The organism is Streptomyces sp. CA-278952 (genome assembly GCF_028747205.1).
Classification (GTDB): Bacteria; Actinomycetota; Actinomycetes; order Streptomycetales; family Streptomycetaceae; genus Streptomyces.
The window spans coordinates 14,359-40,600 of record NZ_CP112880.1 but is presented as its reverse complement, the minus strand read 5'-3'; the positions used below and the strand labels follow the sequence as shown (position 1 = coordinate 40,600).

The window sequence follows — 26,242 nt, the reverse complement described above, 5'->3', positions numbered from 1 at the left end:
GGGCTCATGCACCGTATCGAGGCCCGCCAGATCTAAATGACGTGCAGAGGTGGGGCTACCTCTCACTACCCCGAGACCGTGGTCGTGCAGTCCTACGAGGCCGGCACCCGGACCGCTGAGGTGATCGGCATGCATGGCGCCGGTGGCCGGTACGCCATCCCTGCGTCCTACTTCCACGCCACCGCTACTACCAAGGCGGGCAAGCGCCGGATCACCGGCTACTACCTGACGGGCACCCTGGACGACTGACCTGCGGCGGCCAATCTTCTCCTGTCGGATCCATTGGCATCCGTTCTGGTCCACCCCGCCCGGCCGCACCCCCGCGGCCCGGGTGGAGCGGAAGCGATACGCCCGCCAGCAGGGGCAGCGCGAGGCGGGAGCGGCCGGCGTTACGTGCTCCGCCGTGAGCGGCCGGAAGCTCCGCCCAGTGTCGGAGCACCTGGGCCGGTCAGGGCGTCTGAGCTCCGTAGCGGCGGGTCAGCTCTTCCAGCAGCGGACGCCAGTGCTGGGGCAGGCCGCGGCGGTTCATCGCCTCGATCATCGCCTGGGGAGGCGGGGCCGCGAACATGCCCGCCAGCTCGCCGCCCCGGCCTTCCTGGGCGTTCATCCAGAGCGTTTCCGCCACTCGCATGTCGCGGTGGACCCAGTACTCGGGCTGGCGGTGCTGACCCTGCGGCCTCGGCTGGCGTACGGGTGCCCGGGAAGCGAGGTGATCCTCTCGTAGCAGTGATGCTGCGATGAGAGCGCGGACCGCCGTGGTCGCGGCCAGCGCCGGTGCCAGCGCGTCCCGCACCGGGGGCCCGAGCCGGTTGAGCGCGTCCAGCAGCACCTCGATCGACCCCAGCGTGTCCAGCGCCGCCGAAGGGCTCCAGCCGTCGGCCGAAGCCGTGTCCCAGACCTCGGTGGCGGCGTCCGACAGAGATGCGACCTGCTCAGGGAGACTCACACCCCTTCAACGACCGGACACCCCCACGGCTACCGCGTGTCGCCCCGGCGTCATCTGACGTACCTAGCGTGTGCACCATGCGACGAGCTTGCTGCCCGCGTGCATTGGCCGGAACGGGATCGACGGCAGTTCTCGCCGCCCTTGTGACGGCAGAGGTGACGATCCCTGTCACGCCCGCCGTTGGCGCGGACTCCGTCGAACTCCCCGTCCTGTCGGCCTCTGTGGCGCCGGGCGAAGAGCGCGTGGCCGCGTCCGCCCGGAGTGCCGAGGCGGAGCTGCGGACGGTGCGGGCTCCGCTGACCAAGGGCGTGGACAGGCTGGGCGGACGACTTCGCCCGGCAGGTGCGTCCGAAGTGCCGGGCGGACAAGAGGTCCTGTGCGCCGACGTCACCCAGGGGCTGTACGGGGCACTGCACACGCTGGTCCCGGCGGCACTCACCGATCTGGAGTACGTCGAGAGCACCCGCACCGACGCCGTCGATCGGATCCGGTCTCACGGTCGGAAGACGGACGAGGCACTTCACTGCGCCGGTGGGCAGGTGAGACGCTGAGTGGAGGAGATCGACTTTCCGCCGGACGTCAGGACGATGCTCTGGATCCTGCTGGGCGAAATGCCCCTGCAGGCCAGGGAGAATCTGGCGTGGGAAAGTCGTGAGCTCTACCTGGCCCTCCAGAAGGGCCTGATCGATCTCCGCACCGCCTCGCGGGAGACGATCCAGATGGTGGAGGCGGCGTTGCCGCCGGAGGTGGCCAAGCCGTACATCGAGAGTGTGCGGATGCTCACCGACGAACCCAACGGCACCGATCCCATCCAGGCGTTGCTGCTCCAGCTCGACGAACTGGCCAACGGCCAGGTGGACTACTCGCAGAAGATCCAGGCGTCCAAGTGGGAGATCATCGCCGAGATCATCATGCTGATCGCCGAACTGGCGATCCTGGCTGCTCTGATCGCGTTCACCGGCGGCGCGTCGGTCTCGCAGATGTTCCTGGCGCGGGCCCGGAGCAAGCTCGCGATCCTCATCATCATCGACCGTCTGCTGCGGATGTCGCACATCGCGCCGACCCTGGGGCAGGCCATCCAGGAGGCCATCCAGACGCTGGCGGTCCGGCTGGCGCAGATCGGGCTGAACACCGGGGGCCGGAAGCCCGGGGGAGTGGACTGGAAGGACGTCGCCGTCGCCGGCGCCTTCGGTGCGCTCACCGCCGGCTTCATGGAGATCTTCGACAAGTTCCTGAAGCCACTCGAGAACTTCTTCAAGGACCTCTTCGGGGACGTCTTCAGCAAGTTCCAGATCGACCCGGACGGCCTGGTGTTCAAGGGGATCGTGAACGGTCCGCCGGTCGTGGTCACCACCTTCGTGGTCGGCGGTGCAGCCGAGAGCACCGCCGAGGTCATCGTCAACGGGGCCTTCTACGACAAGTGGGAGTTCAAGTGGGAGACCTTCGTCGGCTCCGGCACCAGCACCGTGTTCGACATGGGCGCGGGGCTGGCCGTCGGCGCCGGGGCTTTCTCCCTGTACAACAACTACTTCAACAACGACCGGTTCACCGACGTCAACGAACTGCCCGGCCCTGACAGCCGCTTGGGAGGCGGTTCGGGGTCCGGGAAGCCGGATGTGGGCCCGGATGTCAAGAGCCCGTCGACGGTGGAGAGCAACCTGTTCACCCCGGGTCCCGCGGTGCCTTTCCCGAACACCGTCTCGACCGAACTCCCGAGCGGGATCGGCAGCGGTCTCAGCATCCCGCCGCCCACGTACACGTCCCCGCCGCCGTACACGTCGCCGTCCGCGCTGAACATCCTGCCCACCGGTGGCCGCGACGTACTGTCCGGACCCTTCGACCTCACCACCCGGGACTCGAACAGCCCGAACGACACGAACAACCTCGGCGGCTACGGCTTCAACAGCGGCAACGGCTTCAACGGCAGTAACAGCTTCAGCGACCCGAGCGGGTCACCGGCCCCCTACGTGCCGCCGTCCACCTCGTCGGCCTTCACCCCGTCCACGCTGCCGTCCGGGCGCACCTCCGGGCCGTCGTCCGTCTCGAACGCCGACCTCACGACACGGGACCTCACGCCGCAGGACCTCACCGACGGCCTCACGCCGGACGTGCCTTCGAACGTGCCACGATCGACAAGTGACCTCCCCCAGGGGCTCACCACGCCGGAGGGCTCCTCCATCGCACCGGACTCGAACACCCCGGGCGGTATGGACGCCACGCACGTGGATACCGACCCGGGCGACGCACCGTTCGGCCAGGACGGGACACGGGACGTCCCTCACGACACCACCGGGCAGGACCTGCCCGGGCAAGGACAGCCCGCCCGGAACACCGGCGCCCAGCCGGGCACGGAACACGGCACACACCAGCAGGTGAACGGCGCCCCACCGGCAACCGACGCCGAATCCGACACCGTCACAGCGCCGACGCCCCTGGGCACCTCGGCCGGCCCGAACACGACAGCACCCGCATCCGCCCCCGGAGCTCACAGCGCATCGCCCGGTACGCCGGGAAGCCAGTCACAGCAGTCCTCCCGGACCGACCTGACAGACGGGGCCGACGCGACAGGCCTGACAGACGACGATGTGACCGGCCTGCCTGACCAGCAGGCCGACCGAAACGGTCAGGAGTACCTGTCCGACGGTACGGACCAGTCGCTCACCCCGGCACCCCGTGACACGAACATGACCACGAACACGACCGTGCCCGAAGGCGACCCGGCGCCCCCTACAGGGCTGCGTACCTCCTCCGAAGCACCGCAACCGGACGCGGCACCGCTGACCGGCGAATCCCCGGCCGAGCACACCGGCACGGACGCCGAAACAGGCGCGGACGCGCTCACCGGGCCGACGCCGGAGCCCTCCCTGCCCATCGCCGATCCGGTGCGCCCCGAGCAACGGCGGGCCGGGACCCACGACGCACCGGCGGTGCCGACAACGGCGCCGGAAGCACCGGCCGTGTCGCCGGACACCTCGTCGGCCCAGGCGTCCGACGGCCGGTCCGCTACGTCGTCGAGCTTCCCCGGCATGTCCTCACCGTCGTCCTCCCCGCCCCTTTCCCCTTCCCCGCCTACCGCCCTGCCGACTTCTTCGTCGTCCTTGCCCGCTCCGGGGGCAGGGCCCCAGCAGGGGGACCTGCCCGGACTCTCCGGCCCGGATGCCGACCTGGCCCCGGACGGGGCCGAGGCGGTAGGGGCGTCCGGCCCCGCCTCAGGGACCACCGCCGACGCCGCCCCCGGGTCGCCCGCCTGGGAGGCGGCGCGCGCCGGGGTGGAACCGGTGCCGCGCTCGCACACCTGGGTCGACCCGGTGTCGACGCCACCGGATCCGCAACAGCAGGGTCGGACAACTCAGTTCGTGGTGAGGTCGAAGTTCGAAGTACGCCGCTTCGGGGTGGGCGGCGACCATGTCACCGACCTCACCGTCGAGGTCGGTGTCGGCAGCCCGGACCGGATGCCCGACGGCGTCTGGGCGAGGGTGCTCAACGGCGTCGATACCGCGATCAACGCACCGGGTCACCGGCTGCCGAACGGTGACCTCCTGCATGTGACGCTGGTGCGCGTCGAGAGCGACCCGCACCCCAACGGGCTCAACGTCGAATTCGTCGGCCGCGACCAGCAGATGACCCGGTCCGCCTGGTGGGCGGATGCCGACCCCGTCGACTACGCGCACGAGATCACGCACATGCTCGGCCTCCGCGACGAGTCCCGGCACGCGGTCGCACCTCAACGCCCGGACGTGGAGGGGAGCCTCCTGGGGGACTACCGGCGCCCGGCCCCCGAGGGGCTAGCCCAGGGCGGGCTGCGCGGCCGCCATCTGCAGCTGATCAGCACACTCATCGGGGACCTCACGCCCACACCCACCAGGACACCCACATCCGCATCCGCGCGCACGACCGCGACGGCAACCGTGTCCGCGACGGCGACCGTGGCCTCCTCGCCGCCCGTCCGCCGTCCGGCCACCACCAGCAGTGCCCCTGGTGCCGAGCCGTACGCGCCCGTGCTCCCCAGCACCCGGCCCCCTGTGCTGGACCGGGACCTGCCCCGGCCGCTCGGCGGGCGGCGGGACCGGACCGACTTCGGTAACGGCTCCCGGATGCCCGCGTACATCGACGACGTGCAGGAGCTCGTGCAGGACGCCCCTCCGGAGGTCCTCCTCGAACTGGTCTCCGGCGGCATGACCTTCGGGCACAGCGACGTCGTCCTGCGCGGCACCGGCGAGGCGCTGGCCGAGATCGGCCGCCTGCTGTCCACAGGGTCCGACGGGGTGCGGCCCGAGCAGCCGAAGAACGGCCGCCCGGCCGGTTCGAACCTGATGGCCGACGTCACGTACGCCTTCACCCAGGAGCCCAAGACACTGGCCGGGGACGGGCGCGTCTTCCCGTACACGGCGCAGGACGGCAGTGCGCGGAAGCTGTCGGTCGTCGCGCGCCACTACGGCGACTGGGAGCAGTTCACCGACACCTACGGCAGCCCCGTGAAGGTGGACGGGATGCACCGCTCGGTCTTCACCGCCGGGCAGAGCAAGACCATGCAGTCGGCGTTCCAGATCGCGCTCGGCGGACCCATCGGGCCCGTGGGCGCGGCCGCATTCAGCGGTCTCGGCCGGCTCGGTCTGCGGCTCGGTTTCACCGACCGGGTGGGATACGGACAGACCGAACAGGGGACGAGCCAGACGGAGACCCGCGCGCTCGACGGCTCGCGGGTGTATCTGGACCACGTCTACTACGACCTGCGGGTCACCGATGCGGACGGAAGGATCGTGAACGGTCCCGAGCCCGCGGTCTTCGGGTTCGCGGTGAGGGACGGGCTGTCCGTACGGCTGCCGGACAGCGTGATGAGTGCGACCGCCGCCCCCGGGCGCATCCCCCGCTCCATGGAGCTCGGCCGGCAGTCGGCCTACCGGCTGGTCCGGACGGAGGGGTTCGGCCCCGTCTCCCGGATGCGGGACTGGGCGGCCCAGGAGATCGGCGTGGCACCGGGCAGTACCGCCTACGGTGAACTGAACTCCTTCTTCTCCTCGTTGAGCTTCCAGCGGCAGAGCCCCGCACTGTCCAGGGGACGGGTCACCACCGTGCCTCTCTTCGCCGACGACAGGACCCGTACGCCGCTGGGCGTCTTCGTGGTCGATGTGGTGCCGGGCCGGGCGACGCTGATCACGGAGACGCCCGACGCGGAGATGCGCGACATCAACACCCTGGCCGTACGCAACGACCGGAGTGTCCAGAAGACGGCGGCCTTCGGAATCGACGGCGTCGCGGGCCCGGCCTTCAACTTCTTCGACCTGGGGAACGGCGCCCTCGATCTCCGGCTCCAGTTCGGCGCGGCGTTCCGTTACCTCTTCTCCGTGTCGCGCACCGCCGGCCTCGGCGGTTCCGGGGCGATCAAGACGGCAGGCCAGGTCAAGGGCGATGCGACGGGTCTCTACCTGGTCCGGAAGACGGTGTACGCCCAGCGCAGCGGCAGCGGCTCCCGGCCGCAGCAGTTCCACACCTGGAGCGTGGACCGGATGACCCGTACGGAGGCGCGTCGGCTGGCGGGCTGGGACGACGGCCTGCGGCGTGCGCTGCGCGCGGGAGTACCAGAACCGTTCGCCCCCGCGTACCTGACCCCGGACAGGCCGCCCACCCTGGGCATGCACCGGGTGGAGGAGTTCGCCTTCGGCGACGGTACGAAGACCGGGCCGACCGGAGCCACGGGACGGGAGCGCACCCTCCTGGACACCCTCGCCGACGAGGTGCTGACGGCTCTCGCGGCGGCCTATCCCGGGCTGGTCGCACGGCTCGACCAGCTGGCGCCGCCGGAGCACAGAACCTGGTGGGAGCGGGCGAACGCAGTTCTGGGCCCGCCCGGTCCGTCCGCCGGCGCACGCCCCGCGCCGACGACGCGGTGGAAGAACGACGACGAGTACCGCACGGCCCTCGCCAACACCCTGGAGGTCCTCAGCGCCCTGTCGTACCGGAGCATGGCGGGAAACCTGGAGGCGCTGACCACGACCGGCATCCGGATCCGGTTCAACGAGCCGGGCCGGATCGGACAGGGCCACCGCTACATCTGGCTGCACGGGGAGCTAACCAACCGCCGTTTCGAGGGCGTGCAGGACGACTTCAAGCTGCGCTACAGCTCGGTCGGTGTGGAGCGGGTGGACGGCCAGAAGAGTGCCAAGCGCATCGGGGAGGCGGGCGCCGAGGGGCTGATCGCCTTCCGTGACCCCATGACGGACGACATCGGCGCACCGAACAACGCGGGCGGGCCGAGCGCCGGCGTGCGCTGGGGTTGGCAGGCCGACGAGGAGACCAGCTTCGGCGCGACGGCCACGTACGAGCCGATGACGGTGAGTGCCGGTCCGTCGCACCTCTACCGCTACGACCTCTCGATCACCGTGGACCGCGGCGGGTACTGGCGGTTCCGGGGCCTGCTGCGCGGAACAGCGACGCTGGGGCTGCTCGGCACTCAGCCGTTCGTCTTCCGGCAGTCGCAGGACCTGCTCATCGGTACGGCCCCCGGCGGCCGTCAGGTGGGCGGCGGGCCCCGGACCGGGCAGGTGCTCATCAGCATCCCCGGCACGCACGCGCCGGCCGTGGACCCGCACCGCCGGGCTGCTGCCAACCCCTACGCGAGCGTCGCCCTCCAGCCGGTACGCACCCTGCGGCCCGACCGGGCGCGGGCACTCGCCCTCGGCGACCTGTCCAGGCCGGGCAGCCTGGTGCGCGCCTCCGACCTGGTGGGGGACCCGGGCCCGGTGACACCGGACGGCCGGGGCTCGCAGATGTTCCGGGACCTGCAGAACCATCCGTTCCTGACCATCGGCGTGATGCCGTCACCGGCCCTGGTCTCGGCACTCGGGCAGGCCATGGCCGCCGGGTCAGGCGGCGCTTGGCAGCTCACCGAGGAGGGTGCGCCGACCCGCGAGGCCGTACTCCGTGCCTTCCAGCCGCAGTACCTGACGGCCAACTTCGACCAGAGCTCCGGGCCACTGGGCTGGAGTGCCTCAGGGCTGATGGGGAAGGGCCCGTACGCCACGCTCTGGGCCACCTTCCGGCATCTGACGGCGGTGGACGGCATCCAGGCGCTGACCGGGTCGGTGCCGATGGACACGGAAATGGTGCTGGGCGGCACCGGCCAGACGGCGGGTAAGCTGACGAAGACCCGCACCTTCTTCGTCGGCGGGCAGCTCGTCTACGCGCGCTCCCACGCGGCAGGGCCCGGACTGCTCGGCACCTACGGCCTGGTCGCCAGCCCCTGGTCGACGGCGGACCAGTCGAGCAGGACCGTGACCCGCTCCTTCGTCCACGACATGAACCGCAAGGGCTTCGGCCACCAGGTCCTCGTGTCGGGCGCCGCCGAGCACTGGCTGGCCCTGACGGCGAGCCTGCTCGGCTCCGGTGCTGCGGGCAGGCCGCTCGTTCCCGACTGGATCGCCGCGGCGGCCGGGCGGATGACGACCGTGCCCGGCGGCTGGCTGGCCCATGTGCCGGAGAAGAGCGCCCACCTCGTTGGGCTGATCGACGACGGCATGGGCGAGGTGCCGCGCTACACCCGCCACAGCTGGTCCCCGCAACCATGGCTGCGGGACGACCACTTCGGTACGTACGCCGTCAACGCGCTGGACCCGACCGCGGCGCTCGCCGCCTTCGAACAGCAGGTGGCCCAGCTCGGGCTGGACGACGCCGGCCGGGAGCGCGTCCGCACCCTGGTCTCGTCCCGGGTCCTGCGATCCCTGGACAAGGAGACCACGGGCGGCGGCTCCTCGGTCCCGGCCCGCACCGGAGCGTGGGGCTGGCACAGCGTCCGGATCGGCAAGCGGCAGATCCGGATCAGGGTCCAGCTCGAACCCGGTACGCCGACGTTCGAGATGCTGGACCACAGCGTGGAGATGGAGGAGAACCGGCGGGCCATCGAGACGGTCACCGAAGGTGCCGAGTCCACGAAGGGTGCCGACTTCGGCTACCTCGTCGGGGAGGCCGTCCACACGGAGAACCCCACGGGGGCCGTGGCGGCGGGACCGACGTTCACGGAGACCGGGTCCGACCGGAAGTCCAGCGGCGAGAGCCGTACGGAATCCACCCTGACCGTGTTCCGGGCGGCCTCGACGGAACCGTACGCGGAGATCGCCACGCCCTACACGCTCCGGATCACGCTGGAGGCGGACGACCCGGCACCGGGGCGACGGGGGCCCGTACGCACCGGGTTCGACCGGTTCCGCGGCAAGCAGGTCATCAGCGTGGCGCACCCCGCCGGGACCCTGCGCGAGCACGTCCCCCTGAGCCTGATGGCCCCCGACGGGGAGCCGGACGCCGATCTGCTGCCGCCCCCGGACCTGACCGGGCTCGCCGCACCGAGGCAGGGCGTCCCGCCGTACGTGCTGGGGCCCGACACCCTGCACGGTGACGGCACCCTCAAGCCGTTCCGTTTCCCCGCCACCGGCTTCGACGTGCGCCGGATCGTCGGCCTCGCGGACATCCAGGTGGCGAACACCTACGCGCTGGCCCTGTCGTACGACGCGGGGTTCTCCGTGGACGGACCCGATGCCGCACGCCGGGCCAGGGACACCGGGCTGACCCGGCTGGGCACCGGCTCGGCCCAGGCGCTGGAGGACGGGACCGGCAACGCCGCGCTCACGGCCTACTACCACCGTGCGGTGACGCCCCAGGGATACGCCGTCCCCGGGCTGACCGAGAAGAACATCGTCAGCACCGAGAGCGCTCAGCTCGAGCTGTACGCCAAGCCCGACTTCAGCCGCGCCCGGCTGCTGACCGTCGCCGACGGCCAGAAGATGGAGATGCTCCGGCGGACCGGCGCCGGCGCGGCGTCGTCCGTGGGACGGGAGAACGTCCAGGACTCCGCGCTCGGGGCGGGCGTGCTGATCAGCTCCGACAAGACGGGCATGCACCAGATGGGCGGGTCGGGCACCGGGCCGTACGCCGCTGAAGGCGACAGCCTGCCCACCTCGGCGGACCAGCTGACCTCCATCAACACGAAACCCAAGACGGGCCGGGTGTTCCTGTTCGCCGTCCCCACCTCGTGGCTGAGCGTCGCCGATGTGCGTCGGGGCATCAAGGACACCCGAGTCGGACGCTTCGTCGGAGGCACCTTCGGCCATGTCAGGCCCGGCCCGAAGGCGGTCGGCTCGGAGGCGTACTCCCTGACCTGGGTCAGGGACGATGTCGCCAGGGAACTCGGCCTGATCGACGACACGAACTTCCCCGCCCGGGTGGGTGCCGCGTGGGACGCGGTGGGCGAGGCGAGCAAGGCGTGGGTCGACGCCGACAAGGCGTACTGGAAGAAGCGCCGTTCGGCGATCGGCCGGAGGGAGGAGCGGGACGCGGCGCGGATCGCGCTCGACGACGCGGAGACCGCCGCCGGGGCGGCCCGCCGAGGGCTGGCCCAGTCGTACGACGTGGCCGAGGCGGCCCACAACGCCGTGGAGGCCGCGGAGGAACGCATGGACCGGATACGGAGCGCCGGTCAGCAGTCGATACGCGAGGCCCGCGAAGCCCTCGAAGCCGCCGAGGCCTCGGACACCGGTGAGGCCGCCCACGATGGTTGGGCGGAGCTGGCACGCGAGGAGATGGCGGAGGCGCGTGCGGCCCTGGCGGCCGCCGAACAAACCTCCCGGGAACGGCTTTCGCCCGCCGAGGCCCACATCGCCGCCCTGCGGGAGCGTAAGGCGGCGGCCGACCGGCGGGTGAACACGGCCGGAAGGGCGCTTGCCACCGCGGACCGCCGGGTCGGGGCGGCCACCCGGCGGCACGACGCCGCCGTCACCGCCTTCGGTAACCGGCGCACGCTGCTCGGCACACTGAGGACGACGGCGGAGGACGCTGCGGCCGAGTACCACCGGGTGAGGGCGGGGACGGACCAGCTCACCCGGTGGCACCAGGAAGCGGCCACCGTCGAGAGCCGGAAGCGCCTGGAGGGCAGGACCGAGCCCCCGGCCGTCACATACCTGAAGCCCGCGGTGCCGGCGCCCCCGGTACCGCCCGCGCTTCCGGCGTACACGAGGACCGGCACCGGTCCGGACGCCCGGCTGACCTCGCCCGACGAGGTCACGTACGCCCTGCACGAGGTGCCGGAGGACGGGGGCGCCTTCCTGCACGCGCTGCTGGAGGGGCTGAGCAGGAGCGCGCCCGGCCTGCTCACCGATCAGGGGGTGGACCTCGGCGACCGGCGTGCGGCGGCCGACGCGGTGCTGCGGATGCTCACCGCCAGGCTCATGGACCCCTCGGACGCGGACCTGCTCGAAGCCGTCGCCCCCGATGTCATGGATGCCTTCAGCGACGCCGAAGTCACCGGGGCGGGGTTGCGGGGGGCCGGGCCGCTGGCGGCGGACACTCCTGGAGGCCGCGAGTTCGACGGGCTGGGCGGACTGATGCCGCACTCCGTGACCCCGGACCCGGCGGCCCGGGCCGCGCTGGCCGTCACCCAGCTGATGCGCCCGGGGAACACGGAGGGCGAGGCGGGCTGGAACCACGGGGCGGCCGACCTGCTGCCGGTGCTGGCCGCCCGGACGTTCGGGGTGGACATCACCGTCGTGGACGACACGGGGCGCTTCCAGGACTTCGGCCCGGGACCGTCCGATCCCACGGGCCACCTGGCGGGGACCCTGGGCCTGCCGCCCGGCGGCCCGCGGCCGCACGTGGTGCTCAGCCTGGCGGACCGCCATTACCGACTGGCGGTACGGGAGGGGGCGGTGACGGACGCGAAGCCGGAGCCGAAGGCCGGGGGCAAGACGGAGGCCAGGACTCAGCCGGAGCCGAAGCCGGTGCAGCCCTCGTCTGCCCTGCCTCCGGACGGTGCGGCCAGGGGGCGGCCCGTTCGGGTTCCGGTCACCGGGGAGTGTCTCTTCCACTCATTCATCGCGAGCGACCCCGGATATGTACGCAGCCGGCTGCCCGCTCTGGCGGAGTCCGACCCCGCCGCGTACGCCTGGCTCGGAGACGCCGACGCCGTACGCGGGGGGCTCAGCGGCAGAGCGGTCGTCCAGTCCACCACCGGGCACTACCCGGGCGGCCCGGAGACCGCCGTCGTGAGCGCGATGCGCAAGGCCGTCGAGGCCCATGTGACCGGGAGCGGAGACCGTCTGCCCCGATCCGTCATCGGGCAGTTGCGCCTGTCGACGACGACGGAGTTCGGGGCCCGGATCGCGGGACTGCACCGGGCGGGGCTCGTCTCGCTGCTCGCGCACCACAGTGTGGACGCAGACATGCTGATCGACCGCTCGGAGGCGGGACTGCGCGCGGAGTTGGCCGTTCTGTACCCGACGAGCGCGGCTCCACTGGACGACGCGGAGATGCATACGGTCATGCGCGCTGTCGCCCGCTGGGAGGAGGATTACATCACCGACGTGGGCGAGATCTTCCTGCCCCTGCTCGCCCACACCTTCGGGGCCCGGGTCGAGGTGGCCTGGGACGGTCGTCTGGCCGACACCCGCCGGGCCGGCCCCAGCGGTGCATCCCGTGTGATCGAGGTGCACTACAACGGCGTGGACCACTACAACGGGAGCAGCGCCGAAGCGCATGACCTGCTCGTCTACGGCGACAGCGTGGCCCCCAAGCGCGTCAAGCCCGAGGAGCGTGACGGTGAGGGCGACGTACGGGTGAATCCGCTGTGGACCCCCCTGGACGATGTCGATCCCGATCTGCTGGTTACGGCGAACCCGGACACCGTGTGGATCTACACGGTGACCGAGGACGGACAGATCCTGCTGGGCAGCGAGCAGCCGAGCGGGATCATCACGCCGGAGCAGTTCGACGCGCTGCTCGCTGGCGTGCGGAGCGTGGCTCCGGACCTGACGGCGGACGGTCTGCGGAAGGACCTGGACGGGCTGGGGCACACGGGCATCGCGGCCCGGTTCGGGGAGTCCGGACGGTCGGAGCCCGGGATGAGCCGGGGGTCCGGCGAGGTCCGGTGGAGCCCGGAGCTGAAGCGGTGGACGGTAAACGACAAGTTGAGCCGCTACAGGAGCGAATCCGTCCGGCCCGGCCTCGGCCCGGACGTCGCGGCGGGCCGGCTGCGGGAGGTGGCGGAGCTCTTGACGGAACGGCTCGGCGTGCGGGTCGTTCCCGAACAGGTCATGACCGCTACGGCGGCGCCGTCCGGTCAGCCTCCCGCCCCCGTCGTTCCACCGCCGGTGGTGCCGTTGAAGGGGATGGTGTCGGTCGCGGAACTCGAAGCGATCGGCATGACGCTGTCGTTGGCGCAGTCCACACAGGCGGCGCTCCTGCGCGACAAACTGCCCGTGGAGGAACTGGGGCTGACGCCCGAGCAGCACAGGCTCATCCGGGTGCAGCGGGGAGAGCCCGATACCTCGGCGCCCACGCGGCTGCTGCTCGACTTGCCGGAACCCTCGTCCCCGGGAGCAGCGCCGACTCCCTCGACATGATCATGGACTGGGAGGACGGCGACGAGGACAGCCGGTCCGCCGAGCCGGACCACCACCGGGATCCTGGAGGACCTCTACGGTCCCGGGATCGGCGAGGCCCCGCTCTATCCGGCACTGCGCGAGACCCTGGTGCGGCTGGACGCGCTGCGCCGGGCCGTGACCGGATCGCCTCTGCGTGAGGGCCCGTTCGACCTGGACGCGGTCACCCGGTACGTCCTCGGTCTGGGTGAGCGGGAGGCCGTGACCAAGGTGCAGCGAGGCGAGCTGTTCCGGGTGGCACTCGACGAGAACGTGGAAGGGGCCCGGAGCCTCGCCGGCCTCGCCGCGTTCCGACTCGTGCTCGACGGGGTGTTCTCCGTCGCCCGCACACTGCCCCGGACCGGTGGCAGCCGGGGCAGGAACTGGACGGGCGGCAGGATCAGGGAACTGGACACGTCACAGGCGGTCGGGGTGGCCCAGCAGCCGTACGGGGTGCCCCCGCTCGGTGAGGCAGACCCGGCGCCGTACGTCGTCCTGGCGGCCGAAGGCGGCCACGACCACGTCGTGGTGCTGGACGGTGACGGCACCCCGCACCGCGTGACCACGGAGGTGTTCGCCGAACTGCTCGCCCTGGACCCGTTGCTGGCCGGTCTGCCGGACGGCACCCCCGTGGTCCTGCTGGTCCCGGAGGCGGGTGCACGGGGCCTGGATCTGCCTCGCGCGGTCGCCGACCGGACCGGCCGCACGACCTGGGCCACCAGCGGCCGCGGTGGACGAGCGATTCCGTCACCACCGAATCCCGGATCCACGACCGCAGTCCCGGTTCCAGGTGCTCGGGAACTCCTTCATGGACTGTCCGGTCGACGGGTAGGCCGGCCTCGCGGGCGGAGAGCGGCTGCCGCGGTGATGTCGTCATCCCTAGACCGTAGCGCCAGCTACCGACACCGAGCGGCTCGATCCTGCCCACGAGCAACGGCCGGGGCGACGTCGCCGAAGCCATCTTCCGCGAAGCCGATGCCGCCTATCCGCACCGCTGGAGCGCACCGCGCGCTCGCGCCCACCTCTTGGGCCGTCTATGCGCGGCTGGACCGCCTCCCCGAACCCGATCGGCCACCACATAGTTCGCCGGAGGAGCGCCCCGAAGTCCCAGTTCCTACACGCACACCCCGTGGTGGCGGTGGTGTCTGCGATGCGCAGCAGGCAGCTGGCGACGTCGCGGACTCCGGCGTGCCAGCCGTCCTCGAAGCGCTGCCCGGACCCGTGCGGGCCACTGCTCTCGGAGATCCAGGTGTGAGCGCCGGCCACCGCCCCGGCCTCCAGCTTCGACACGATGTCGTCGGCCTCCTCGTTTCCGATCCCGACGACGGCCAGGGCCTGGAAGACCGTGAACCGCGCCTCGATGGCCGCGCTCTTACTGATCGTTTCAGAATGAGGTACGGAGTCGTCTCAAGCAGATGATGCTGCAGGCGAGTTGGAGTAGTGCGAGGTGGAGGTCGGCTCGTATCTCGTAGCGGATGCGCAGTCGTTTGAACTGGTGGAGCCAGGCGAAGGTCCGCTCGACGACCCAGCGTGTCTTGCCCAGTCCCGAGCCGTGCGGGGTGCCGCGTCGGGCGATCTTGGGTGTGATCCCACGGGCGCGGACGAGACGCCGGTACTTGTCGTAGTCGTACCCGCGGTCGGCGAACAGTCGCCGGGGCCGCTGGCGTGGCCGGCCCCGCAGGCCGCGGATGCGGGGTATGGCGTCCAGCAGAGGCATGAGCTGGGTAACATCGTGACGGTTTCCGCTGGTCAGAGAAACGGCGAGCGGGGTTCCGTGCCGGTCGACGATCAGGTGGTGCTTGCTGCCGGGCCGGGCCCGGTCGACCGGCGAAGGTCCGGTGTGAGCCCCCCTTTGAGAGCCCTGACGTGCGAGCCGTCGATCGCGGCGTCGTCCATCTCCAGCAGGCCCTCTTTACGCAGTTCCGCCAGAAGAACCTCATGCAGGCGGGGCCACACTCCGGCCTCGGTCCAGTCCCGCAGGCGCCGCCAGGCTGTCACGCCGCTGCAGCCCACCAGCTCTGCGGGAACGTCGCGCCAGCTCACACTCTTGCGCAGCACGTAGACGATGCCCCGCAGAGCAGCACGGTCATCGGCCGGCAGCCGCCCGGGATACCGGTGTCGTCGAGGCGGTCGAACCGGCAGCAGCGGGGCTATGCGTTCCCACAGGTCATCAGGCACAAGATCAGCAGACACCCAACAGATCCTGCCGACCCAACTCCCAACTGCCAAGCCACCACACCGATCTCATTCTGAAACGATCAGTTAGAACTCCTAACGGAATGACACTTTGGGGACGGCTCCTCGTCGTGGGATGCCGTCGGGCAGCATGGGGCGATGGACTTCGAACAGCCGTTGCCTCGCGAGCTGAAGGCTGTCGATTCGGCCTCGCTGTTCAGGCTGGAGGAGCGGGCGTCTGACCTCGGTCTGAGTCAATGGTTGGACCCGGCGTGGGTGCGCGTGAATGCGGCGCCTGACGGCACCTACTATCTGTGGCCGGCCCTGTGGCACACCTTGTCCCACCGCCCGGACGTACCACGTCACGTGCGGTGGGAACTGCTGATCACTCTGTGTACGGGAGACCGTGTGCTGAGGCTGCTGGATGTGATCCCCGGCGACTTCGCCCCGCTGCCCAGGTCGATTCGGTCCCCGTCGTCGAGCTGGCGGCTCAGTGTCACCGCTTGAACCCGATATGTCCGCGGGTCGTACTCGGGATAGGGAAGACTCTTGATCAGCAGGTCCGGGACAGGCTCATCCCCCGCGTCAATGCCCAGCTTCGCGTAGAGCTCGGCACCGTACAGACTGGCAGGGACACCCTCGGCCAGGGTTGCGGCTTCGGCAGGGTGGCCGGCCCGCTCACGGAACTCGTGAGCCCCGCCTACGTGGTCCAGGTGCGCATGGGTGAGAACTACCAGCGGGTCACGTTCGAACATGCGTAGGATCTCCCCACGCAGGGCAACGACGCCAAGCCCGGCATCAACGACGATGTCGCGGTCGGTTCCACGCAGCCACCACAGCTTTGCTGACAGCAGCGGGCCGACGCGGGGTTCCGAGATCCGAACCAGATCACTGCCCAGCTCCAACTGCTCGTACCATTCGCTCATGTCGCGCAAGTGTGCCAGCTGTCGCTCTCTCGGGTTCCGCCACGGCGGACCAGATGGATTGAGACTGAGGGCGACATTCACACGCCACGGGCTGGATCAGTTGAGATTTCGGCTCGCCACTCGTCTCAAATAATCTGGTCGTCGCAGGTCATGACTACGGCCTCGGGCCAGATCATCTGAGACGGAACAACCGTCGCCGCCCGCGCCACCAGCCGCGATGCCCTCTCCAACTGCGGCAGTGTCGACAAGCGCTGCTTGTCCGTGGACCGCTTCGCGGCACTGATCAACCGGGTGGCCATCAGGATCTCGAACAGGTCCAGGGTGTCGTCGATCGCCTTGGCCTCCAGGTCGCGCATCACCGCGGTGAGCATCGCCGTGCCCGTGGTCCGCGTCGGCGGCCGGCGCATCCGCTCCAGCTCCGAATACCGCTTGCCCTCCGGCGTCTTCAGCGTGGCCACCAGGTCCCCTGGCGAGTACGGCCGACACGGCCTCGATTCCGCCGGACAAGCCTTACCGGGCGAGGAAGGCGCTGACGGTTTTGCCGCCGGTGGGCCGGTGGGTGACTGCGGTGGTGCGGGCGAGGTGGGTGACCATGCGCCAGCCGAAGCCGCCGGTGGCGCCGGTCAGGTCGGGGGTGCGCATGCGCGGGGCCTGTGGGCTGGGGTCATCCACCGCCACCTCGATGAGGTCGGGGTGGGCAGTCAGGCGAAGGGTGTAGGTGCCGCCTGCGTGGCGTAGTGCGTTCGTCACGAGTTCCGAGACGACCAGGAGCACGGTGTCGGCTGTCTCAGGGGTGACGTCCGGCCGGAGGGCTTCGAGGAAGACGCGGGCGCTGTTGCGCGCGTGGGCGGCGGTGGGCGCGGGGCGGGTGGCCGTGGCATCGACGCGCATCGTGGTCGTCAGGTTCATCCCTGGTCTCCTCAGCTCGTCGTTGCCTGGATGCCGCTTGTGCCCCGTCATGACCGCCTCAACCCGGCGGTACACGATTACCTCGCCTGCTGGATAGCTGAAAATCTATCCTGGTCAAGGTAGACATTCGGTTTGGGCCTGGCTATGGTTTCTCTCGTAGCCGAGATCAGCAGGGCCCGGCAGAAATGAACTGGCGGGCAGCAGTACACGCAGTTGCAGAGCGCACGACGGTGCGGTGGTGGAGTTCCGGAGCCAGGGCTGTTGCAGGAAGGCGACGGGACTGACGACCGGACCGGGTGGCCCGCCGTGATCAGGGGCCGCCGCGAGAAGTACCGCAGTAAACGCAGTGGTGGTACCCAGCAGTGAAGCAGGAGCGGTACCTCGGTGAAGGCGTCGGCTGCGGGCGGGCGCACCGGGACGTTCGGCAGCGAGGTTCCAAGCCGGAGCAGATGCAGGACGGGCGACGGGGCTGGCTGCCGAAGAGTGACGCTTGTTCAGGTCACCAGCAGTACGCAAGCAGTTGACGAAGAGGGAAGAACGGAGGAGTTGGTCGCCATCAGGATCGCCCGGGTGCAGGACGTGGGCCCGGGTACCGCAGGACATCGATAGTGAGGTGGTCTCCGGTCAAGCAACCGCGATCCCCGCAGCCCCCGACCTCTCCCGGGGCGGGCATGCGGAAACACAGAGCCGGCGCAGCCGATCACGGCCGGCCGATGGTGTAGCAGTTCCTTCGGGGCCCTGGTGCCAATGGCACCAGGGCCCCTCCAGCGTGTTCCACAGAGAGGTGCAAGTGACAGCAGACGACTCGTTCGGCCGTCTCGACGACGACGACTAGCGTATGGATGCGCAGGAAGCGACGCTGTGGGCTGCGGGTATCGGCATGGCTGGGGTGGTGCTGACGGCTGGTTTGGGGTGGCGCAGTTCACGGATCTCCGCGAAGGCTCAGGTGGATGCGGCGCTTGCCGGGGTGCGTGAGCAGGCGGACCAGGAACAGAAGGTTGCCATCAGGACCGCGCAGCGCGCGGCGCACCACGAGTTTCTGGGGCAGATCGAGGCGACGTGTATGGCGCTCGACCGGGCGCTGCACGTGAGTAAGGCGGCATACGCGGACGTTGAGTACCACAGGAGAACGCATCTGCCGGTCCCGCCTGGTCCTGAGTGGGTGGCAGCGAAGGCTCGGTTGGAAGACAGCGTTGACGCCCTCTGGTTCCGACCGTCCGCGCTGCGTCTGTACGCCGACACCGCGACCGTGGACAAGGCGGAGCGTCTGATGCGGCTGGTGAGATCAGCAGCCGACACGTTCTACGCAGTCGAAGACGCCATCAATGAGGACCTGGACCCTGCCCCGCACTACGAGTCGATTCAAGGGGAACTGAACGCTCTGAAGGGGGGCATCAGCGAGTGGTCGGCGGTGGCCGCAACCAGCCTGGGGCGTCCTTCGGAGTGACCGGCCGGGGCTCTCCGCACGCAGGGATAGGGTCGGAGCAGACCGTGCCGTATGGGTGCGCGGGACAGGTCCGGGTCTCCTGGAGTACGGCTTGGACCCCTGGTGCCGGTGGCGGCCCTTGCCGCCGGCACCAGGCCCAGGGCCCCCGCCGTGCTTGCCCGCGCACACCTGGGCGAGTATGACGATGTCCCCCGTGCGTACGGCGATCTCGTACCGGTCCTGGAACACCTGAAGTCGTCCCGGAGCTCCCGCCCGCCCCGGGACTCCTCTTTCCGGATCAGCGCCCCGATCCGCTGCACCTTCGGGTCCGACAGAATCGCTGCGATCCGCTCCTCACTGCTCGTGCGGTGGCCTCCTGCGCCCAGTCGATGCCGAGCGTGGCGAGCTGCTCGCGCTGCTCGGTGCTCAGCTTGTCCCGCCGGGTGCGGGTGTTGCTGATCCAGGTGCCCAGCCGGACCGCTCCGTGGGGTGTCTCCTCGATGTGGGTCCTCGGTACGACGACCCGCCCTTCCCGCGCCGTGTACTGGGTGAGCGCGACGATGCCTCGCTCGAACGCCCCGGCCCCCCTCTCTTTCCCGGCCGGGGTGGCCCGGGGGGTGAGGCCGAGTGCTTCCAGGCGCTCGGACTGTTCGGGCAGCAGGGTGTTCCAGATGGAGGGGTCGGTCTGCTTGGCGATCCAGGTGCCGACGTCGATGCCGTTCACGGTGACGCCGGGCAGGACATCGGCCGGGCCCTGTTCCTCGCCGAGGAGGATGCGGGCGGCGGCGTAGTGGCGCTGCCATTCGACGGGCCACTGCGGGTTCCAGTCCGGGTCGATCGCTTCCAGTGCCCGGCGTCGTTCGTCGGCCCGTACCGGGTCGCTGCCGAGTCCGCCCGGCTTGCGGAGATTGGCGACCCACTGGCCCACCGCGACCCCGTCCATCACCGCGCTCCTCGGGCAGGCCAGAGTGGAGTGGACGGCGTAGTAGGCGCGGGCCGCACCGAGGTTCTTCCAGAACGCCGCGTCGCCGACCGACCAGACCATGCCCACCTCGTTCAGCAGGTCGGTGCGCCACGCCTTGAGGGTCCCGGCGCGGAACGCGCGGCGCTGCTCGGTGACCCAGCTGCCCAGCCCGTACGTGCCGCCGTCGTCGCCCAGCTCGACGGTGGTCTCGCTGGGGACCTGCGCGTGCCCGTGCTCGTCGACGAAGGCGCGCAGGGCGCTGTACCCGGTGAGCCAGACCTCGGAGTCGGGCCGCAGGACGCGGGTTCGGAGGAACAGGGCAATGGACTGCGGGTCGCGGGGGAGGGAGAACCGCAGCAGCGGCGTGCTGGTGCCCGCGATGCCCGGGGCCGCGCCGGTCTCCTCGCCGCCCTCGCCCTCGTCGTCCTGGTGCTCGTCGGTGTCGGCGTCGTCCTGGTCGTCGTCGCCGGGGCCGGCGGCCACGCTTTCGTCGGGGACGTCCTCCTGGCCCTCGCCCTGGTCGCCGTTCTCGTCGGCCGTGGCTTCCTGCGGGTCGAGGGCGAGGACGGAGGTGATCTGTCCGCGTGCGGTGGTGGTGGGCAGCGCCATGCGCTCGATGACCCGGTCATCGTGTGCACGCAGGCCCTGGAGGATCGCGACAAGCCCGGTATAGCTGGGGGAGGCCATCATGTCGCCGGGGTCCTCCCCGGGCTGAAGGAAGACCGGGACGATGATCCTGCTGACCTTGCCGTCGCCGGGCTCTTGGCGCAGCGCCCGCCCGATGATCTGCACGACCTCGACCGGGCTGCTGCGGGTGTCGGCGAAGACGACCGCCTGCACTCCCCGCTTGCCCCTGATGTCGACGCCTTCCCCGAGGACCCGGCAACTGGCCAGGAACGACAGCTCGCAGACCCATCCATCCGCGTCGAGGCCGTCCGCGTACCGGGCGAGGACGTCGCGCCGGTGGGTGGCGGGGTGTTCGCCGGACAGCCAGTCCGCGCCGACCCGGCCCGGGTAGGCGGCGGGGTCGGCGTGGTGGAGGCGGGCGGCGGTCTCCGGCATCGCACGGGCGAAGCTCATCGCGTCCAGGGTGCGGGAGTGGAACGTCATGTAGGAGCGGACGCCGGTCTCGTCGGCGTGCTTGAGGAGCGCGGCCTGTAGGGCGGCGAGCCGCCGGCCGCGCCGTTCCTCCAGTGACGCGTCGTCGGCGAGGGGTGAGGGGTCGCGGATCTCCAGGACGTCGATCTCGAACCGGGCGAGGACGCCGCGCTCCACACTCTCCATGAGGCCGGTCTCGTGGAGGACCGGCCCGTACAGCTCGGTGTCGTCCATCGAGGCGACGAGCCGTCCGCCCAGCGCCTCACCGCCGTTCTGCGGGACGGTCCCGGCCGGGGCGGACATCTCCGGGTCGGCGTCGACGTCCTCCTTCTCCGCGACGTCCGCCGCAGCGGGTCCCGCTTCCCACAGGCGCGGGGTCGCCGTCATGTACAGGCGCCGCATCGCCGGGATGCGGGTCTGGTCGTGCACGCACGCCCAGGCCTTCGCGGCGCTGCCGGACGAGCGATGGGCCTCGTCCACGACCAATAGGTCGAAGGGCGCCATTTTCTGCCCGTAGGAGCCGCGCAGCGCCTGTTCCAGGACGCCGGGGGCGGCGGTGTCCGGGGCGTCGTCGTTCTGGTCGTCGGCCAGGCCCTGCGGGGCGAGGGAGGCGTACGTCGCGAACACCAGCACCGGCCCGTCGCTTGCCCACAGGGCGAGTTGGGTCGGGTTGGTCGTGCACCGCACCCCGAGGGCTTCCAGCAGCGGGTCCGCCCCGAGGGAGCACACCGCGACCGCCGGGCCGGTGTGCCCGGCCCGGCGCCATGCCTCGATCGTCTGCGTCAGCAGATCCAGGGTCGGGACCAGGACGCCGATCACTCCGTTCGGGCACAGCTTGAGCGCGGCCATCGCCGCGGTGACGGTCTTGCCGGTGCCGGTGGCCATGTGGACCTGGCCGCGCAGCCCGCCCACGGGCAGCGTCCTGTCGGCCGGGAGGGACAGGCCGCGCACGATCGCGTCAACCGCCTCAACCTGATGCGGCCGCAGCGTGATCCCCTGCATGCTCATCGCTCCTCACTCAGCCCGGCGGTCCGGCCCGGGGTGAACGGGGCGACGGACACCACCCCGTCATCATCGACGCTCACCCGCTCGACGAGCTGGACCAGTACCTCGTTCGGGGTCAGCCCGGCCCGCGCCGCCACCGCACGGACCCGCCGCCCGGCAGCCGCGCCCAGCCACACCTCGGCACACAGCTCGTCCCGCTTCTCCCGCTGCTGCTCCGTCCACGCGGCATGGGTCCGCAGCGCCGTGGTGCGCCGCTCCTCCCGCTCCCGCGCCCAGGCGCTGCCCTTCTCGTCCAGGTCGCCGTCGTAGACGCCGGCACCGGATGCGGCGAGGTGGGCGGCGACCCGCTGCCATTCGGTGAGCAGGGCCGCCCACCGGTCGGCCAGCTCCTGCGGATCCGCCGCGAACTCCCGGACCGCCACCGGGGAGCGCAGCTCCTGGCGGGTCTCGCGCACCCGCACCACGGCCGTGTCCACGGCCTGGTCCACCTGCGCCCCGGTCATGCCCGCCGCCTGACGGCGCACCTGATCACGTGCCACGTCCTCCGGAGTCCAGATCATCGTGCTCCTCACCCTGCCATCGCCAACACACGTACAACTGCTGCGCAATCTAGCACTAATAGTTGTGTAAGTGCGGTACAGTTCTCGTATGAGTGAAGGAACCAGCGTGGAAGCGCTGCTCGAAGAGGCCCGGCTGAACGCCGCGATCCCCCCGCCGGAGGAGCGCCTGCGGCTCCGCGAGGCAGCCGGCCTCTCCCGCGCCCAGGTCGCCGCGGCGGTCGGGGTCCAGCGCGGCACCGTCGCGAACTGGGAGACCGGAGCCTCCAGCCCCGTCCCGCCCGCCCGCCTGCCCTACCTGCGCCTGCTGAAGGGCCTCGCCGAAATCCACCCCACCCCCACCCCGTCGTCCCCGGACCCGGTCGCCGCGCTGTTCACCGAGGAGCCCGCCCCGGCCTCGATGGCCTCTGCCCCGGTGCCTGCGGCGTTCACCGGCCTGGAAACCCTGCGAGGCCCGGACGGCCGCGCGATCGAGGGCGACCCGGGCCCCTGTGTCCGGTGCGGTGTCGAGACGACCTACCAGTCCACCGACGGCCGCCCGCTCCACTCCGGCGCCCTGTGCCAGCCCACCACCACCGCCCCGGCCCCGGCCGTCACCACCACCGCCCCGGCCCCGGCCCCGACCGCCACCGCGCCCGCACCGGCCGCACCCGCACCGGCTCCGGTCTCGCCGGTCCCGGCCCCGGTGCCGACCCGCCCGCAGCGCCGGTCGAAGTCCGCCGAGCGCGCCGAGGCGGATCTGATGGCGCTGATCCGGGGTGCGGTCGAGCAGGAGGCGGAGCGCGCCGGCGGGGACGAGGACGCCGCGCTCAAGGCGCTGATCAACAGGGCGATCCCGGACGTCATGCACCTCTTCAACGAGACCCGGGCCACGGCCCGTTACGAGTACACCGCCTATCCGGCGCTGCCGGACATCCTGCACAAGCCGTCGAAGAAGGAGCCGGATCAGATCTGGGAGGCCCGGCCCGCCTACAACAACCCCGCCTACTCCCTCCGCGCCCCCCACGCGGACCTGCGGGTGACCGCCCTGGACGTCAACGCCGCCTACCTGTCCGCGCTGAAGGTGTGGCTCCCGATCGGGAAGCTGGAGCACACCACCGGCACGGACGGCGTCGGCCCGAAGCGCTCCGGCGTCCACCTGATCACCCCCGCCGAGTGGACCCACCCCCACCTGCCCAACCCGCTCGGGGACCGCGACGAACCCGGCGCCCTCTGGATCACCGACGCCACCCTGCGCCTCCTGCTGCGCCTGTCCGGCCCGAAGTGGGGCCTGACCGGAGCCCCGACCGTCCACGAGTCCTGGACGTCCGGCGCGACCGAGAACTTCCTCGACGCCCTGCGCAAGCTCCTGACGTCCGCCCGTTCGGAGGCGATCACCGCCGGAGACACGCTGATGATCGAGTACGTCAAAGCGATGTACAGCAAGTTCGTCAGCACCATGGGGGAGTCGATCCACAACCGCGAGATGGTCCGCCCCGACTGGATGCACAACATCCACAGCCAGGCGTACGCCCTGCACTGCGGCCGCGCCTACAAGGCCCACCAGGCCGGACTGGACGTCGTCGCGCTCAAGCACACCGACGAACTCCACGTGATCGGGGACTGGCGGCAGGTGTTCACCGAGGGCCGGGGCGTGGCCGAACTGAAGATCAAGACCGGTGACGGCAAGGCTTCCGGTGAGTACCTGGTCGGGAAGGTGGGCGGCTGATGGCCGGACGCTGGAAGGACTTCGGCAAGTACGGCGCGGACGGCGCGCCCGGGGCCGAAGCCCTCGGCATCGCCATGGAGGGGATGGTGCGCGGTGTCGCCTCACCGGTCGACAGCGACCGCGGCCTCGCCGCCCGCCTGAACTACCTCACCAAGTCCGACGCCGGATACGAGGCGATGGACCGCGCCGGCGTCCACGTCTCCCCGCGCACCCTGATGGCGTGGCTCGCCGAGGAGCGCACCCCGAACAAAGCGAACCTCGCCCGCCTGGACGCGGCGTACTGGGACTTGCGCCGCCGCAACGTCGCCACCGACCTCAAGCACCGGCTCAACAACGGGGGCCGGGGGACCCGGGTGGAGATCAACCCGGTCAACCAGACCGGGGTGGACGACAGGTACCGGCGGGACCTGGCCCCCCGCAGCATCAACGTCCGGGGGGTCTGGGACCGTGCCGTGGACGCGTGGATGGACGACGACCTGGACGAGCTGGACGCGGTCTGGGATGAGGTCCTGGACCTGATCGGCTCGGACTACGACGGGTACAGCTACGTGTCCTCGATCGGCTGGGCCGCCTGACCGGGCCGGCGGGGCGAACTGAATCGGCTCTCGAATGATTTTTTGCAGAGTTAGTTACGCCTAGCCGGGGCGGTCTTGCAGAGTTAGTTACACCCAGGCGTAACTAACTCTGCAAGATTCTAGAATCATGTGTAACTATGGCTGCATGGACCGTGGAGAGCAGCTGAGGCGCGTCGCCGAGCACGCCTCCGACCAATGGGGACTTGTAACCGCTGCCCAAGCGAAGCGGATCGGCCTGACCGCCGTGCAGATCCTTCGGCTAGCCGAAGCAGGACTGATCGAGAACGTTGGCAGAGGCGTCTATCTCCTTCAAGCGGCGGGCTTCCCCTTGCACCTGGAGCTCAAGGTTGCCTGGCTGCGCCTGCAACCCGCGGTCTTCGCCTCGGAGCGCCCGCTGGGGGGCAAGGACTCCGGTGTCGTCTCCCACGCCTCCGCGTGCCAGCTCCACGGTTTGGGAGACATTCCCGCTCCGAAGACCGAGATCAGCGTGCCCCGACGACGGACGACCACCGAGCCATTCGTCCACCTGCGCACTGTGCAACTGGAGCCGGACGACATCACGCTCGTTCAAGGGCTGCCCGTCACTACAGCCCGCCGCACCATTCTCGACCTGCTCCGCAGCAAAACCGACGGCGGCCACCTCGGCGGAGTCATCGCCGACGCGGAACGTCTCGACCTCATCGAGATCCAAGACCTCCAGGAATCCGCCCAGCCCTTTACCCGCACCTACGGCCTTCCCGCCCAGGCCACAGGGCAGGAACTCATCGAGCACCTGGTCGACCAAGCCGGCAAGCACCTGAGATCCCAAGAAGTCGCCAGAGCCAGCACAGAAGGCTTCGCCACTGCCCTCGAACTAATGACTCGAGAGGCCTACCAACCTAGCCCTGCCATCCGCCAGTCAATCCAGGCCATCCAGCGGATGCACGAGCAGACGGTTCTGCCGAACAGCGCTCTGCAGGAGAGTGTGCGGCGGATTGGTGAGCAGCTTGCGGCGACGAGTGCTCCTCTGCAGGAAACCATGCGGCGGATGAATGAGCAGATGGCGTTGCCGGACAGCGCTCTGCAGGAGACCTTGCGGCGGATTGCTGAGATGAGTGCGGCGACGAACGCTCCTCTGCAGGAGGCCATGCGGCGGATTGGTGAGCAGCTTGCGGCGACGAGTGCTCCTCTGCAGGAAACCATGCGGCGGATGAATGAGCAGATGGCGTTGCCGGACAGCGCTCTGCAGGAGACCTTGCGGCGGATTGCTGAGATGAGTGCGGCGACGAACGCTCCTCTGCAGGCCATGCGGCGGATACACGAGCAGACCGCGAATCCCCGAGCTCTCGAACAAGGAAGCGGCGCCGCAACTGTCGAAAGCCGTCCTGCGATCGAGCAACAAGACTCATCAAGCGGCCGGGCAGCTCACGAGACCTCTACCGAGCACACAGTCCAGCACCAGGTCACGGACGATGTTCAAAAAAGCGCGGGCGGCAAACCGGACTCCGAGTACGATCAGTGATCCAACTGACTGCCCGGGGATGTCCACTTGCAGAAGACCTACGCCACCCCT

14 protein-coding genes and 1 pseudogene are annotated in these 26,242 nt (G+C 70.4%); 8 read left to right on the top strand and 7 right to left on the bottom strand.

Annotated elements, in window-relative coordinates:
- The first annotated feature begins 78 nt into the window (after positions 1–78).
- Complete coding sequence (locus N7925_RS00145; RefSeq protein WP_274342622.1) at positions 79–249, top strand: hypothetical protein; 171 nt, start codon at positions 79–81, stop codon at positions 247–249.
- A gap of 199 nt (positions 250–448) precedes the next feature.
- Here the strand turns inward: N7925_RS00145 and N7925_RS00140 are convergent, their stop codons facing one another.
- Positions 449–946, bottom strand: a complete 498-nt coding sequence (locus N7925_RS00140) for a hypothetical protein (protein WP_274342621.1) — start codon at positions 944–946, stop codon at positions 449–451.
- Positions 947–1,101: 155 nt separating this feature from the next.
- Between N7925_RS00140 and N7925_RS00135 the strand changes: the two genes are divergently transcribed.
- The 3 genes from N7925_RS00135 to N7925_RS36125 all read left to right on the top strand — a co-directional run bounded on the left by N7925_RS00135 (position 1,102) and on the right by N7925_RS36125 (position 14,766).
- On the top strand, positions 1,102–1,497 hold the full coding sequence (locus N7925_RS00135) for a hypothetical protein (protein ID WP_274342620.1): 396 nt from the start codon (positions 1,102–1,104) through the stop codon (positions 1,495–1,497).
- A complete protein-coding gene (locus tag N7925_RS00130) occupies positions 1,498–13,329 on the top strand; it encodes a hypothetical protein (RefSeq protein ID WP_274342619.1) in 11,832 nt (3,943 codons plus the stop codon). It abuts the gene before it with no gap.
- A 129-nt stretch (positions 13,330–13,458) separates the two neighbouring features.
- A complete protein-coding gene (locus tag N7925_RS36125; protein WP_443032100.1) occupies positions 13,459–14,766 on the top strand; it encodes a lonely Cys domain-containing protein in 1,308 nt (435 codons plus the stop codon).
- On the opposite strand, the gene N7925_RS00120 is transcribed toward N7925_RS36125, so the two are convergent.
- The 4 genes and pseudogenes from N7925_RS00120 to N7925_RS00105 all read right to left on the bottom strand — a co-directional run bounded on the left by N7925_RS00120 (position 14,732) and on the right by N7925_RS00105 (position 17,357).
- Positions 14,732–15,540, bottom strand: a protein-coding gene (locus N7925_RS00120; RefSeq protein WP_274342618.1) for an IS5 family transposase whose coding sequence is annotated in 2 segments (ribosomal slippage) — positions 14,732–15,201 and positions 15,201–15,540 — 810 coding nt in all. Because the reading frame shifts where the segments join, the coding sequence is not laid out codon by codon here. The genes N7925_RS36125 and N7925_RS00120 overlap by 35 nt on opposite strands.
- Positions 15,541–15,884: 344 nt before the next feature.
- On the bottom strand, positions 15,885–16,448 hold the full coding sequence (locus N7925_RS00115; RefSeq protein ID WP_265597430.1) for an MBL fold metallo-hydrolase: 564 nt from the start codon (positions 16,446–16,448) through the stop codon (positions 15,885–15,887).
- Positions 16,449–16,633: 185 nt separating this feature from the next.
- A pseudogene (locus N7925_RS00110) lies at positions 16,634–16,942 on the bottom strand (hypothetical protein); the annotation flags it as partial.
- A 16-nt stretch (positions 16,943–16,958) separates the two neighbouring features.
- Positions 16,959–17,357 (bottom strand): ATP-binding protein, encoded by a 399-nt coding sequence (locus N7925_RS00105; protein ID WP_265597428.1) that lies wholly within the window; start codon positions 17,355–17,357, stop codon positions 16,959–16,961.
- An 838-nt stretch (positions 17,358–18,195) separates the two neighbouring features.
- Between N7925_RS00105 and N7925_RS00100 the strand changes: the two genes are divergently transcribed.
- A complete protein-coding gene (locus N7925_RS00100) occupies positions 18,196–18,804 on the top strand; it encodes a hypothetical protein (protein ID WP_265597427.1) in 609 nt (202 codons plus the stop codon).
- 277 nt (positions 18,805–19,081) lie between these two features.
- Here N7925_RS00100 and N7925_RS00095 read toward each other — a convergent pair whose 3' ends face one another.
- On the bottom strand, positions 19,082–21,853 hold the full coding sequence (locus N7925_RS00095; protein WP_331615054.1) for a DEAD/DEAH box helicase: 2,772 nt from the start codon (positions 21,851–21,853) through the stop codon (positions 19,082–19,084).
- A complete protein-coding gene (locus tag N7925_RS00090; protein WP_274342617.1) occupies positions 21,850–22,410 on the bottom strand; it encodes a hypothetical protein in 561 nt (186 codons plus the stop codon). The genes N7925_RS00095 and N7925_RS00090 overlap by 4 nt, the downstream gene beginning before the upstream one ends.
- Positions 22,411–22,498: 88 nt before the next feature.
- Here N7925_RS00090 and N7925_RS00085 point away from each other — a divergent pair, with 88 nt between their 5' ends.
- The 3 genes from N7925_RS00085 (at position 22,499) to N7925_RS00075 (ending at position 26,191) form a co-directional block, all read left to right on the top strand.
- The gene (locus tag N7925_RS00085; RefSeq protein ID WP_274342616.1) at positions 22,499–24,115 is read left to right on the top strand and encodes a helix-turn-helix domain-containing protein; all 1,617 of its coding nucleotides are present in this window, start codon (positions 22,499–22,501) and stop codon (positions 24,113–24,115) included.
- Complete coding sequence (locus N7925_RS00080) at positions 24,115–24,690, top strand: transcriptional regulator (RefSeq protein ID WP_274342615.1); 576 nt, start codon at positions 24,115–24,117, stop codon at positions 24,688–24,690. Before N7925_RS00085 ends, N7925_RS00080 begins: the two co-directional genes overlap by 1 nt.
- A gap of 145 nt (positions 24,691–24,835) precedes the next feature.
- The gene (locus N7925_RS00075) at positions 24,836–26,191 is read left to right on the top strand and encodes a type IV toxin-antitoxin system AbiEi family antitoxin domain-containing protein (protein ID WP_274342614.1); all 1,356 of its coding nucleotides are present in this window, start codon (positions 24,836–24,838) and stop codon (positions 26,189–26,191) included.
- Positions 26,192–26,242: the final 51 nt, after the last annotated feature.